Source organism: Stenotrophomonas geniculata ATCC 19374 = JCM 13324 (assembly GCF_001431625.1).
Taxonomy (GTDB): Bacteria; Pseudomonadota; Gammaproteobacteria; order Xanthomonadales; family Xanthomonadaceae; genus Stenotrophomonas; species Stenotrophomonas geniculata.
In genome coordinates, this window is the sequence record NZ_LLXT01000155.1 from 1 (window position 1) to 13,390 (window position 13,390).

Consider the following 13,390-nt stretch of genomic DNA (forward strand, 5'->3'; position numbering starts at 1 on the left):
TCCATCAACACAGTTGCTCCAGGGACGGATTCACGGCGTCCCCCGCGTACCCAACCCGACCGGCCCACCCGCGGCTTCTCCTTTCCGCGACCACCCAGACACCACCCACGAGGGCTGCGCCGTTGGCTGGAAACTTCCTGACTCTGCGCAACGCCCGTTGTGGAAGCGTTCTCACAACGATGCACGGCAGCACACCCGCTGACCAAAGTCCGGAAAAAAACGTTAGCTGGTTCACACTTTTACAGCGCGTTGATCCTGATCAATGGACTTGTCGTAATCGGCCTGCACAATGGCGGCCCGTTCGGCACGGCGCGCCGTCAATCGTTGCAGCGCGAGGGGGCGTCGGGCGGGAGCAGTACTGATCCAACGGATACAGGGAGCGCGGGGTACTGCCACTGGGGAGCGGCAGCCGCGCGGGTATCGACCGGATCCGGTTGCCGGTTGCGTCTGCGGGGATGGGGACGCAACCGGCCACCTCTATCTGAATGGGGAAGCCCGATCACGACGCCTTCACATTTCCCGCTGAACGCGGGCAAATCGTTGTGATTCATGGTGTTAGGGGTTTTAATTCATCCATGACCTGCTAACCTGCGACGATGATTCGACGCACTCTGGCCTGCATGCTCACCCTCGGCCTGGTCGCCTGCGCGACCCAGCCGAAGTCCCCACCGTCTTCGCCCCAGGCCAGCAGCACGCCGCGCCAACCCGCCGTCAAGGCCCATGGCCCGGCCGAGGCCGCGCCCGAAGCCGCCGCTGCCACCGCGCCGCCGGTCGATCTCACCCCGGTGCCGTTCGAGGTCGCACGGGCCCGCTTCATTGCCGATACCGCCAAGCGCTATGGCCTGAAGCCGGAGCAGATCAGCAGCGTGCTCGACCAGGCGCAGGTGCGCCAGCCGATCATCGCCGCGATGTCGCGCCCGGCCGAACGGGTCAAACCGTGGAACGAATACCGGCCGATGTTCATCAGCAAGGCCCGCATCGATGGCGGCCGCGCGTTCCTGGCCCAGCATCGCGCCGAACTGGATCGCGTGCAGCAGCGCACCGGTGTGCCGGCCGAAGTGATCGTGGCGATCATCGGCGTGGAAACCAGCTACGGCAAGAATGCCGGCAGCCATCGCGTGCTCGATGCGCTGTACACGCTGGCCTTCTATTACCCGCGCAGCGGCGACCCGGCCAAGCTGGAACGCGAAGTACGCCGCGAGCTGTTCTTCCGCGATGAGCTGGCCAAGCTGTTCGAGCTGGGCCGCGAAGAAAACCTGGACATCACCACGCTCAAGGGCAGCTATGCCGGTGCGATGGGCATGGGCCAGTTCATGCCGTCCAGCTATCTGGATTACGCGGTGGACGGCAACGGTGATGGCCGTCGCGACCTGTTCACCAGCTACGACGACGTGTTCTCGTCCATTGCCAACTACTTCGTGAAGAAGGGTGGCTGGGTCCGTGGTGGCCAGGTGGCCGTGCCGACCACGCTGGCGCCGGGCCGCGAGGAGTTCAATCCGACCGAATGGATGCCGACCTGGTCGATGGCCGACCTGGCGCAGCGCGGCTACCAGCCGAGCGCGCCGGTACAGCCGGGCGCCACCGCCACCCCGATCACGCTTGAAGGCAGCACCGGCAAGCAGTACTGGCTGGGCTTCCAGAACTACTACGCGATCACCCGCTACAACCTCTCGAAGATGTACGCGATGGCCGTGTTCCAGTTGTCCCAGGCCATTGCCGGACAGGAGCTGCCCCCGGCATGAACATCAGATGGCTGGTCCCAGGCTTGATCGTCCTCGCGCTGGCTGCCTGCAGCAGCGCGCCGAAGAAGCCGGCCACGGCCGGCCATGGTGGCAAGTCCGGCGGCACCCTGGTGCAGGGGCGCGGCTCGCGCCCGGCACACTGCCCGGAAGGGTCGCCGTACGCGGCGGCCAAGGAAGACCTGAGCACCCGCGGCAACTACACCGCCGGTGGCCTGTACAAGCCGGGCGTGCGCGACAGCACGCCGGATTACATTCCCAACGTGGCCTGCATTCCCGAGCCGGAAGTGACCGCCGAGGAGCGCTCGGCGATCGGCAACAAGTCGCCGTACGTGGTGCTGGGCAAGTCGTACAAAGTGCTTGATGACACCCGCAACTATGTCGAGCGCGGCACCGCGTCGTACTACGGCGCCAAGTTCCACGGCCGCCTGACCTCGAACCGTGAGGTCTACGACATGTACCAGTTCACCGCCGCGCACAAGACGCTGCCGCTGCCCAGCTTCGCCCGCGTGACCAACCTCGACAACGGCGAGTCGGTGATCGTGCGCGTCAACGATCGCGGCCCGTTCCATGATGGCCGCGTAGTCGATCTCAGCTACGCCGCCGCCGTGCGCCTGGGCATCACCCAGCGCGGTACCGGCAATGTCGAGGTGCGCGCGCTGCAGCCGGGCGAGGGCAACCTGCTGGTGCAAAAGCCCTCGCGCCGCGAACGTCGTGCTGCCGAAGCGGCCGCAACCACCACCGTGGCCAGCGCGCGCCCGACGCCGGCTGCACGCGCCACAGCCGACAGCGACATCGATCGCCTGGTCAAGCGCCTGCCGGGCGACAGCATGCCTGCGCGTGGCCAGCCGGCCACCACCCAGGGCGTGGCCAGCACCGTGCCGGATGTGGCGGTCAGCAGCCTGCCGCCGAGCGCGCCGCCGGTGCGCAGCACGGTGCCCGCTCCGGCTGTCGTGGCCAGCACCACTCCGCGCGCGGTGGCACCGGCACCGGTGCGCAGCGCATCGACCACGCCGGCCGTACCCAGCCTGTCGCAGCAGGTGGTGGGCGCGGTGATGGTGCAGGTCGCCAGCTTCTCCAGCCGCGACAATGCCAACCGCGCGATGGGCCAGCTCAACGCCGCCGGCATCGTCGGCGCGACCATCAGTGACATCGCTGCCGGTGGCCGCACCCTGTTCCGCCTGCGCGTTCCCGCCAGCGACCATGCCAGTGCTGCGGAACTTGCCGGCCGCATCGCCGGTCTGGGCCTGGGTTCGCCGCAGATCGTCAAGGATTGATCCGCCCGGGCCGGTGCTGCCGGCCCATGCTCCCCCGGCCTTACAATGGCCGTTACGTTCCACCCTCCATTCCCGGCCGTCCCCTGGAGCCTGCTGTCCAATGAATTTCCGTTCCGCCGCCACCGCCCTGGCCGCCACCCTGGTGGTGGGCCTGGCTTCCGCCCAGACGCCGCTGCCGACCCCGGCCACGCCGACGCCTGCCGCCGCTGCCGCCCCGGCCACTGTTGCCACTCCGCCGGCGCCCGCGCCCAGCGTGTCCAAGGCCTGGGTGCTGATGGATTACGCCACCGGCCAGGTGCTGGCCGGTGAAAACATCCACGAACAGCTGGCTCCGGCCAGCATCACCAAGGTGATGACGTCCTACGTGATCGCCGCCGAGGTGAAGAACGGCAAGGTCCGTGCGGATGACCAGGTGATGATGAGCGAGCGCGCCTGGCGCGAAGGTGGCGCCGGTACCGATGGCAGCTACAGCGGCTTCCCGGTCAACCAGACCGCGCGCCTGGAAGACATGGAGAAAGGCATGGCGATCCAGTCCGGCAACGACGCCGCGATCGCCCTGGCCGAACACGTGGCTGGCAGCGAGGAAGCCTTTGCTTCGCTGATGAACAGCTATGCCGCCAAGATCGGCATGAAGAATTCGCACTTCGTGAACGCCCATGGCCTGACCGCTCCGGGCCACCATAGCAGCGCCTACGATCTGGCACTGCTGGGCCGCGCGATGGTGCGCGATTACCCGGAAACCTACGCGTACAACAAGATCAAGGAATTCCAGGTCGGCAACATCAAGCAGCCGAACCGCAACCTGCTGCTGTGGCGCGATGGCAGCGTGGACGGCATCAAGACCGGTCACACCTCGGAAGCCGGTTACTGCCTGATGAGCTCGGCCCAGCGTGGTGACCAGCGTCTGGTGGCCGTGGTGCTGGGCGGCCAGTCGGAAAAGCAGCGTGCCGATGACAGCCTGGCGCTGTTGAACTGGGGCTTCCGCTTCTTCGAGACCCACCGCCTGTACGAACCGGGCAAGGCCGTAGCCGAGCACAAGGTCTGGAAGGGCACCACCGACAAGGTGCAGCTGGGCGTGGCGCAGCCGATGCTGGTGAGCGTGCCGCGCGGCCGCTACAACGACCTGAAGCCGAGCATCGATGTGCCCAAGACCCTGGAAGCACCGTTCACCGCCGGCCAGCAGATCGGCACCGTGAAGGTGATGCTGGATGGCAAGCTGGTGGCTGAAGCGCCGCTGGTGGCGGTGGCTGCTGTTGAACAGGCCGGCTTCTTCAAGCGCCTGTGGGACAGCTTCTGGATGTGGTGGGAATCGGAATGATCCACGCCCCGGCGTGGTGAAGGAAAAGGCCGGCGAATGCCGGCCTTTTCGTTCTGTAGAGTCGGGCCATGCTCGACTGTCGTTGCCATCAACCGGCGTGCCGACCAACGGTCGGCACCTACCTACAGCGACCGGCTGATGGTGAAGCTGCCGAACACCGGTGCTTCGCGCTGGCCGTTGAACTCGCGCGTGCTGTGGTAACGCGCCGCAGCGAACTTCCAGCGTCCGTACATCACGGCCACGCCGTAGCCGCCGTAAGCCACCACATGGCGCTTGTCCACGCTGTGACTGTTGCGGAACGTGTTGCCGTCCAGCGTGATGTCGCGGATCACCCAGGCAGCGTCCGAGGTCGCGAACAGGTGCCAGGACCAGCCATTGGGACGGCCACCGCGGGTCGGCGCCGTGTTCTCGCCGGCCGGGCGCAACGGCGTGCTGCCGAAGTCGTCCGGCAGCTTCCAGCCGAAGCGCACTTCACCGCCGAGGTTGGCCTTGGTTTCCAGGTTGCCGATCGATCCACCGTAGTGGCTGATGGCGTCCCAACCCCAGCCGTCGGCATTGACGCTGGCATCGCCCGGCCAGCGACGCATGCGCTCGTGGGTCAGCATGAACAGCGGCTCGTTGTGCAACTGGTTGTCCCAGCCCTTGAATTTCTCGTCGCCCAGCACGTCGTGCACGGCGTTCTGCACCTGCTTGCCCTGTGCCCACGGGCCGACCACGCCCAGCGTCAGCTGGGTGGTCTGCAGGCGGTCGCCGCTGCGCGCATTGAAACCGAAGTTTGCGATCAGTACGCCGGCGTAAGGGCGGTCGTCCTCGATCAGGTCCCTGCGGCTGAAATCGGTCGGGGTGAAGATACCCTGGCCGATGCTGAAGATCATGTTCTGCTGTTCGAACTTGCCCGGGTGCAGCCCTTCCAGGTACTGGTTCACCCAGCGCGCCATGCGCGGCAGGCAGGGGTCGTCGGTGTAATCGACCAGATTGGGCGAGACCAGGGTCAACAGTGCACCGTTGGTGTAGCCCTGGTCCTGGTGGCGGCCGCCGAACAGGTCATTGTCGACGCGGAAATTGACCTGCGGCGGGTGGTCGCGCATTGCGTCCGGACCACATTGTTCGGCCGCCTGGGCGGCAAGGGGGAGGGCAGCGGCCAGCAGGCCTGACAGCCCGAGGGCTGCAAGGCGGCGTTGGGAAGGGGGGCTCATGTGAGAAGTTGTTTCTGTCTGTCGTTATATGCTGCGACACGGTACTCGCGCGAACGTGATGGAACGAGCGCGTTCGGATCACTTGTCTGTTCCGAAAACGACATTGTCTCGTGAAGACAATCCTGCCCTGTCCTGCGGTGCGCCACGGGGCCGGGGCCAATGCTGAACGGCCGTTCAGCTGCAACGCAGCGACTCACCGGTGCGCTGTTTGACGTTGATGAATACTCTTGGGTTTGTTGCCCTGCGGCCCGATAATGGGGGGCATGGAAATCAAGTCCGACAACCCCGACCACGGCTTCCAGTTCCCCGGCCAGTTCGAGCTCAGTGCCATGGGCCCGGCCAACCGCGGCCTGGAACATGAGCTCCCCCGCCTGCTGCTGGCTGCCGGCATCGATGTCGTCAATGAACGCATCAGCTGGAAGCATTCCTCCAACGGTAAGTACGTGTCCGTCCGCATCGTGTTCAAGGCCGAGAGCCGCGAACAGTACGACCTGGCGCACCAGGCGCTGCGCGACCACCCGGAAGTGAAGTGGACGCTGTAGCCGACAGCTGCCCGGCCGAAGCCGCCCCGGAAGACCGCGCGCCGCGTCCGGCGCTGGTCCGCGACCTCGGCCGCCAGGCGTACGAGCCGGTGTGGCGCGCCATGCAGCGCTTCACCGACCAGCGCAGCGAGGCCGACGCCGATGAGCTGTGGGTGGTCGAGCACGACCCGGTATTCACCCTGGGCCAGGCCGGCAAGGACGAGCACGTGCTGGCGCCGGGCGAGATCCCGGTGCTGCACGTGGACCGCGGTGGCCAGGTGACCTATCACGGCCCCGGCCAGCTGGTGGTCTATCCGCTGCTGCGCCTGCCACGGCTGGGCATCGGTGTGCGCGACTACGTATGCCGCATCGAGCAGGCCATCATCGATACCCTGGCCGAGTGGAACATCGGTGCCGAACGCCGCGAGGGCGCCCCGGGCGTCTACGTCGGTGGCGCCAAGATCGCCGCGCTCGGCATCCGCGTGCGCCGCGGCTGTACCTTCCATGGCCTGGCCTTCAACGTGGCCATGGACCTGGAACCTTTCCACCGTATCAACCCCTGTGGCTATCAGGGGTTGCAGGTGACCTCGGTAGTAGACTTGGGCGGGCCCTCCGGGATGGAGGCCGTCAAGCCGGTGCTGCTGGACCACCTGGCCCGCCAGTTCGGCCTGCTGCTGCAGCCCACGCCCGAACTGCCTGATCTTTCTGCGGCCGCCTGACCGCCCCCCGGAACTGCCATGACTGAAACCACCGCCCGTTCCATTCCCCTGCAGATCGTGCAGGGCGACTCTCCGTCCGCCGCGCCGTTGCAGGCCGGGGTCAAGCAGCTGGGCGGTGACAAGATCAACCGCTCGCCGGTGCAGTTCGCCGACGCGCCGGTGCTGCGCAAGCCGTCCTGGATCCGCGTGCGCATTCCTTCGGGCAATGCCGTGCAGAACCTGAAGGCCAAGCTGCGCGAGAACCGCCTGGTGACGGTGTGCGAGGAAGCCAGCTGCCCGAACATCCACGAGTGCTTCGGCCACGGCACCGCCACCTTCATGATCCTTGGTGAAGTCTGCACGCGCCGCTGCTCGTTCTGCGACGTGGCCCACGGCCGCCCGAAGCCGCCGGATGCCAACGAGCCGGCCAGCCTCGGCCAGACCGTGGCTGACATGGGCCTGAAGTACGTGGTGGTGACCAGCGTCGACCGTGATGACCTGCGTGACGGCGGTGCCCAGCACTTCGTCGACTGCATCACCGCCATCCGCGAAAAGTCGCCGGGTACCCGCATCGAAGTGCTGACCCCGGACTTCCGCGGCAAGGGCCGCATGGAACGTGCGCTGGAGATCCTGGCGCAGAACCCGCCGGATGTGTTCAACCACAACATCGAGACCGTACCTGACCTGTACCGCAACGTGCGCCCGGGTGCGGACTACCAGTGGTCGCTGAACCTGCTGAAGAACTTCAAGGCGCAGCACCCGGACGTGCCGACCAAGAGCGGCATCATGCTGGGCCTGGGCGAAGACTTCGAACAGATCAAGGCCACCATGCGTGACCTGCGCGCGCACGACGTGGACATGATCACCATCGGCCAGTACCTGCAGCCGACCGCGCACCACCACCCGGTGCTGAAGTACTGGACGCCCGAGGACTACAAGGCGCTGGAAGTCTACGGCTACGAACTGGGCTTCAGCCACGTGGCCTCCGGCCCGATGGTGCGCTCGTCGTACCACGCCGACGTCCAGGCCAAGGGCGCCGGCGTTTCCTGACATCCTGCCGGTGGGTGGGAGCTGCTTCTCCTGTGGGTGCGGACCGTTGGTCCGCACACCTCTGCCTGCCGTAGAGCCGAGCCCATGCTCGGCTGCTTGCTGCCGGCCAGCCGAGCATGGGCTCGGCTCTACATGCATTCACAATTTGCTACACCGGCCCCGCTAGGCTGGTTTTCCACCGAGCGCGGCCGGGTGACAAACCCGGCAACTTTCGGCACTGTCGTGGTGTCTGAACACCACGCAGTCTCCCCCTTGGCAAGGCGCCTTCGAGCACGTCAATGAAATTCAAAGCCCCCGCATTCCTGATGGCCCTGGCACTGGTTGCGCCGCTGGCGCTGGCGGCCAAGGCCGACTCGCCGGCATTGCCCGCCGCGGCAACCGCCGATCAGGTGACCACCTCCAAGCTGGTGTACGGCCTGTTGTCCGACAGCCGTTACGCCTACCGCCCGCGCGCGCTGGACGAGGCCACCTCCAAGGACGTGTTCAAGCGCTACCTGGAGACGCTGGACGGCGGCAAGCAGTACTTCACCCAGGCCGACGTGGCGCGCTTCGCGCCGTTCGAAGCCAACATCTCCTCGGCCATCCGTGGCGGCGAGCTGGAGCCGGCGTTCCAGGTGTTCGCGGTCTACAAGCAGCGCGTCGGCGAACGTGTGGCCTATGCGCGCAAGCTGCTCAAGCAGGAGCCGGACTTCACCACCGACGAGCGCTTCGAATACGACCGCAAGAAGGTGCCGTGGGCGGCCAGCAGCGCCGAACTGGATGAGCTGTGGCGCAAGTCGGTGAAGAACGACTGGCTGCGCCTGAAGCTGGCCGGCAAGAAGCCGGACGACATCCGCAAGACGCTGGACAAACGCTACGCGACGCTGGAGAAGTCGGTCAATGAACTGAAGGGCGAAGACGTCTTCCAGTTCTTCATGAATTCGTACACCAGCGCGGTCGATCCGCACACCGATTACTTCACCCCGCGCACCGCCGAGAACTTCAACCAGGCGATGTCGCTGTCGCTGGAAGGCATCGGTGCGCAGCTGCAGCGCCAGGACGACGTGGTGGTGATCCGCGAGATCATCGCCGGTGGTCCGGCTGCGGTGGACGGCACGCTGAAGCCGGGTGACCGTATCGTCGGCGTCGGCCAGGGCAAGTCCGGCCTGGTCGAGGACGTGATCGGCTGGCGCATCGACGATGTCGTGGCCAAGATCCGTGGCGCCAAGGACACCCAGGTCAAGCTGGAATTCATTCCGGCCGCTGAAGGTGCCGACGGCAAGCACCACACCCTGGTGCTAACCCGCCAGAAGGTGCGCCTGGCCGAACAGGCTGCCAAGGGCGAGACCATGACCATTCCGGCCGCCAACGGCGAGCCGGCACGCAAGGTCGGCGTGATCAAGCTGCCGACCTTCTACCAGGACTTCGAAGGCCGTCGCCGCAATGCGGCCGATTACGCTTCGGCCACCCGCGACGTGGCCAAGCTGCTGGCCGGCTTCAAGAACGACAAGCTGGATGGCGTGGTGCTGGATCTGCGCAACAACGGCGGTGGTTCGCTGGACGAAGCCATTGAACTGACCGGCCTGTTCATCGAGCAGGGCCCGGTGGTGCAGGTGCGCGAGTCCGGTGGCCGCGTCACCGTCAACAGCGACCGCAACCAGGGCGTGGCATGGGATGGCCCGCTGGCGGTGCTGATCAACCGCGGTTCGGCCTCGGCCTCGGAGATCTTCGCCGGTGCCATCCAGGATTACGGCCGTGGCCTTGTGATCGGTGAGACCAGCTTCGGCAAGGGCACGGTGCAGAACATCGTCGACCTCGACCGTTGGCCGAGTGGTGAGACCCAGCGCTTCGGTCAGGTCAAGCTGACCATCGCCCAGTTCTTCCGCATCAGCGGCAGCAGCACCCAGCACAAGGGTGTGGTGCCGGACCTGGCCTTCCCGGCCAGCGTCGATGCCACCGAGTTCGGCGAGAGCACCTACGACAACGCGCTGCCGTGGACCCGCATCGCTGCCGTGCCGCACACCCAGTACGGCAACTTCGCGCCGCTGCTGCCGAAGCTGGAAATCCGCCATGACGCGCGCATTGCCGCCGACAAGGAATTCCAGTGGTGGAACGAGGACGTGCAGCAGTTCCGCACTGAGGCGGCGAAGAAGTACATCTCGCTCAACGAGGCCACCCGCCGTGCCGAGCGTGAGCGCCAGGACACCCAGCGCAAGGAGCGCCAGGCGATGCGCAAGGAGCTGGGCCTGGCCCTGGACCCGCTGGCCGATGACAGCAACGACGACGGCCTGACGGGCAACGAGCGCGACATCGTCAAGGATGCCGCACGCGAGAAGGCTGCCGAGAAGCGTCCTGACCCGCTGCTGCGCGAGTCGGCCTCGATCCTGGCCGATGCGGTGAACCTGCTGGCCAACGACCGCCCGCTGTCGGCGCAGGTGCTGCCGCAGTCCACCGGCGCCGGTCGCTGGGCGGACTGAGCCGGAGGCGGCATGCGATACCGCAGGGGGGCCGGCATTGCCGGCCCCTTTTCGTTTGGGTGCCTCCGTCCCGGTAGCGCCGGGCCATGCCCGGCGAGCCACATGCCACCAAACGACTTAATCCCCTCCGTCCTTTTTTGTGCATGAACAGGCAGCAACGGGGTGGCGCGGTCATGCCGGTTTCGACCCGCCGCACACGGCCGCAGGACTACCCTTGGCGGTACCGTCCTCGCAGGAGTACCCATGCGGGCCTCCCGTCTTTCCAGTGCTGTTGTGGCGCTTGGCAGCGCCCTGATCCTGTCGGCCTGTGGTGGCCGCACCGCCGACAGCACGTTGCTGCGCGAATCCTTCGACTCCGGCGACACGTTCTCGCGTACCGTCGATGGCCGCCCGGGCGAAGCCTGTGAAGCTGCGCGACGTACCCTGCTCAGCCAGGGCTATGCCATCGCCCGTGCCGATGACGCACAGGTGGAAGGCAACAAGAACTTCCAGCCGCGCGAAGACGACCACGAGCAGCTGGTGCTGCGCATTTCCTGCGCGCCGCGTGGCAGCCAGACGTTGGTATTCGTCAGCGCGGTGCAGGACCGCTATGCGCTGAAGAAGAGCCCGACCTCAGCCAGTGTCGGTGTCGGTGCGCTGGGCTCGGTATCGCTGCCGTTCGGCAGCAACGACGATTCGTTGGTGAAAGTGGCGAGCAGCACGGTCACCGACGCCGATTTCTATCGCCGCTTCTTCCAGCGCCTGCAGCAGTACCTGCCGCCGGCTGCGGGCATGCCATCACCGTTGCCGCCGCCGCCCTCTGCAGTTCCTGAGCCCGCACCCGCCCGCACGGACCAGGGCTGAACGTGCACGGCGGGTTGATGGGCGCGGCCCTGCTGCTGGCGCCCGTGCTGGGCATGGCGGCCACAGCCGCCGACTGTACGCAGGGGCTGCTGCAGCGGCTGGGCTGGCGTTTCGATGAAGCCGCGCTCAGTACGCCGCAGGTCCACGGCGGCGCAGTGTGTACGCGCGCGTCGCTGGCCGAGTCGCAGGCTGCCGGCGACCTGCACGTGCGCTGGCCGGCAGACATGTCTGCTACAGCGCGCCAGGCGTTGCTGCAGCAGCTGCTGGACGATCCGGCCACGGTCTGCGCCTATGCGTTCGAGCTGGGTGCAGCCACGCAACGTGCCGCTACTGCATTGCAGGGCAATCCAGGATTCCGCTTCTCTGGCCTGCAGCTCGGTTGGATTGGCTTCGGCCTGCACGGCGCACAGGCGCAAGGCTGGCAGCGCACGCGAAGTTTCGGCCGTGGTTTCGTGCCCACTGCGAGCAACAGCCAGGCGCTGCAGGCGTTCTACAGCGGCAATGTGCGCGCCGAATGCGGAGTCGGCCGCCAGGTCGCGCAGCTGTCCGCCCAGCGCGAGCTGTATGGCGATGCTGCATTCGACGCCGAATTTGCCGCAGAGGAGCTGTCGATCGGCACGTTCCTCGCCCTGCACGGTACCGACAGCATTCTGCTCGGCGCTCATTCCGGCGATTTCTTCGCCGATGGCAAGGCGGTGCGCACCTCGGCGATGGGGCGACAGGCGTTCGTGGGCGTGCCCGGTTTCATCGAACATGTGTACGACAAGGGCACGCTGGACGACCTGAGCAACCAGGCCGAGAACTTCGTGGTGGTTGACGTGGGCGCGGACGCGGCGCAGGCCCTGGCCACCCACGGCGGCCTGGCCTGGTACGACCAGCGCAATGTCGAACTATGGAAACTCGCGCAGGACATCCCGCGGATCGGCCAGCGCTACTTCGAGCGCCTGCTGTTCGAGCGCGACCCGGACCTTCGTGCACGGCTGGAACCGCGCTACCACGCCACGCTGGCACGCATGGACCAGCTGCTGGACGATCCGTTCTACCAGCAGTTCGTGATCTATGTGCATCCACGCGGTATACGTCCCATCGGCTACCACATCGCCCGCCTGCTTGATCGCAACCCACGAACGCCGTTTTCGATCGACCTGGCGGTGCACAATCTGCATACCACGCTCTACCGGCGTTGGCGCGAGGCGCAGCTGCGCCACTGCGCGGCTACCGGCAGGCCAGGCAGCCTGACCCTAGACCCCAACTGAAGGTGAAACAATGGATATTGCAATGATCGGCCTCGGCCGCATGGGCGCCAACATGGCCCAGCGCCTGCATCGCGGCGGCCACCGCGTGGTCGGCTACGACCCGGGCGAAGGCGCCCGCCAGCGCGCCGCCGAGGCCGGCCTGGAGGTGGTTGATTCTCTGGCCGCGGCCGTAGCCGCACTGCCGGTGCCGCGCGTGGTGTGGCTGATGGTGCCGGCTGGCGAAACCGTCGACCAGACCCTGGGCCAGCTGACCCCGCACCTGGCCGAGGGTGACATCGTCATCGACGGCGGCAACTCCAACTACCAGGACTCGATCCGCCGCGCCAAGGCGCTGGCCGAGGACGATCTGGGCTACGTCGACTGCGGCACCAGCGGTGGCGTGTGGGGCCTGCAGGAGGGCTACAGCCTGATGGTCGGTGGCGAAGCGCCGGTGGTGGAGCAGATCGCACCGCTGCTGCGCACGTTGGCACCGGCTGAAGATCGCGGCTGGGCACGTGTCGGTCCGTCTGGCGCCGGCCACTTCACCAAGATGGTCCACAACGGCATCGAATACGGAATGATGCAGGCCTACGCCGAAGGCTTCGCGTTGATGGAGCGCAAGCAGGAGATGGAGCTGGACCTGGCCCAGGTGGCCGAGGTGTGGCGCCACGGCAGCGTGGTGCGCTCGTGGCTGCTGGACCTGAGCACCGAAGCCCTCAAGCGCAATCCGTCGCTGGATGGCATCGCGCCGTACGTGGAGGATTCTGGTGAAGGCCGCTGGACCGTGGCCGAAGCGATCGCACTGGATGTGCCGGCACCGGTGATCACCTTGTCGCTGCTGGAACGCCTGCGCTCGCGTGAATCCAATTCGTTCACCGACCGCCTGCTGTCGGCGATGCGCAATGAATTCGGCGGCCACGCGATCAAGAAGTCGTAAGCACCGATTGGCGTAGATCCACGCATGGCGTGGATCTACGTGTCGACCAAGGTCGACACCCACCAGGAGCCGATCATGCCATTTCGGCAGATCGCGGATATCTGTCGAAGGCGGGGTGGG

The 13,390-nt window shown here is 66.5% G+C and carries 11 protein-coding genes; 10 read left to right on the forward strand and 1 reads right to left on the reverse strand.

What is annotated here, in order from left to right:
* Positions 1 to 596: 596 nt before the first annotated feature.
* From mltB to ARC63_RS20930, 3 genes are all read left to right on the forward strand, one after another.
* A complete protein-coding gene (gene mltB, locus ARC63_RS20920; RefSeq protein WP_057504304.1) occupies positions 597 to 1,742 on the forward strand; it encodes a lytic murein transglycosylase B in 1,146 nt (381 codons plus the stop codon).
* Positions 1,739 to 3,016, forward strand: coding sequence for a septal ring lytic transglycosylase RlpA family protein (locus ARC63_RS20925; protein ID WP_057504305.1), 1,278 nt, complete (start codon positions 1,739 to 1,741; stop codon positions 3,014 to 3,016). Before mltB ends, ARC63_RS20925 begins: the two co-directional genes overlap by 4 nt.
* Before the next feature lie 100 nt (positions 3,017 to 3,116).
* Positions 3,117 to 4,334, forward strand: coding sequence for a D-alanyl-D-alanine carboxypeptidase family protein (locus tag ARC63_RS20930; protein ID WP_010480982.1), 1,218 nt, complete (start codon positions 3,117 to 3,119; stop codon positions 4,332 to 4,334).
* A gap of 122 nt (positions 4,335 to 4,456) precedes the next feature.
* On the opposite strand, the gene ARC63_RS20935 is transcribed toward ARC63_RS20930, so the two are convergent.
* The gene (locus ARC63_RS20935) at positions 4,457 to 5,530 is read right to left on the reverse strand and encodes a lipid A deacylase LpxR family protein (protein WP_029379720.1); all 1,074 of its coding nucleotides are present in this window, start codon (positions 5,528 to 5,530) and stop codon (positions 4,457 to 4,459) included.
* 263 nt (positions 5,531 to 5,793) lie between these two features.
* On the opposite strand from ARC63_RS20935, the gene ARC63_RS20940 reads away from it, so the two are divergent.
* From ARC63_RS20940 to gnd, 7 genes are all read left to right on the forward strand, one after another.
* Entirely contained in the window at positions 5,794 to 6,072 is a 279-nt protein-coding gene (locus ARC63_RS20940; RefSeq protein ID WP_005411067.1) for a YbeD family protein, read from the forward strand.
* The gene (gene lipB, locus ARC63_RS20945) at positions 6,060 to 6,770 is read left to right on the forward strand and encodes a lipoyl(octanoyl) transferase LipB (protein WP_032130311.1); all 711 of its coding nucleotides are present in this window, start codon (positions 6,060 to 6,062) and stop codon (positions 6,768 to 6,770) included. Before ARC63_RS20940 ends, lipB begins: the two co-directional genes overlap by 13 nt.
* An 18-nt stretch (positions 6,771 to 6,788) precedes the next feature.
* Positions 6,789 to 7,799: a lipoyl synthase gene (lipA, locus tag ARC63_RS20950; protein ID WP_057504306.1), complete on the forward strand. Its 1,011-nt coding sequence runs from the start codon at positions 6,789 to 6,791 to the stop codon at positions 7,797 to 7,799.
* Positions 7,800 to 8,077: 278 nt separating this feature from the next.
* The gene (locus ARC63_RS20955; protein WP_057504307.1) at positions 8,078 to 10,255 is read left to right on the forward strand and encodes a carboxy terminal-processing peptidase; all 2,178 of its coding nucleotides are present in this window, start codon (positions 8,078 to 8,080) and stop codon (positions 10,253 to 10,255) included.
* Between the two features lie 243 nt (positions 10,256 to 10,498).
* Positions 10,499 to 11,098: a DUF2242 domain-containing protein gene (locus tag ARC63_RS20960; protein ID WP_057504308.1), complete on the forward strand. Its 600-nt coding sequence runs from the start codon at positions 10,499 to 10,501 to the stop codon at positions 11,096 to 11,098.
* 17 nt (positions 11,099 to 11,115) lie between these two features.
* The gene (locus ARC63_RS20965; protein WP_057504309.1) at positions 11,116 to 12,354 is read left to right on the forward strand and encodes a hypothetical protein; all 1,239 of its coding nucleotides are present in this window, start codon (positions 11,116 to 11,118) and stop codon (positions 12,352 to 12,354) included.
* Between the two features lie 10 nt (positions 12,355 to 12,364).
* A complete protein-coding gene (gene gnd / locus ARC63_RS20970; RefSeq protein WP_043401640.1) occupies positions 12,365 to 13,270 on the forward strand; it encodes a phosphogluconate dehydrogenase (NAD(+)-dependent, decarboxylating) in 906 nt (301 codons plus the stop codon).
* Positions 13,271 to 13,390 lie beyond the last annotated feature (120 nt).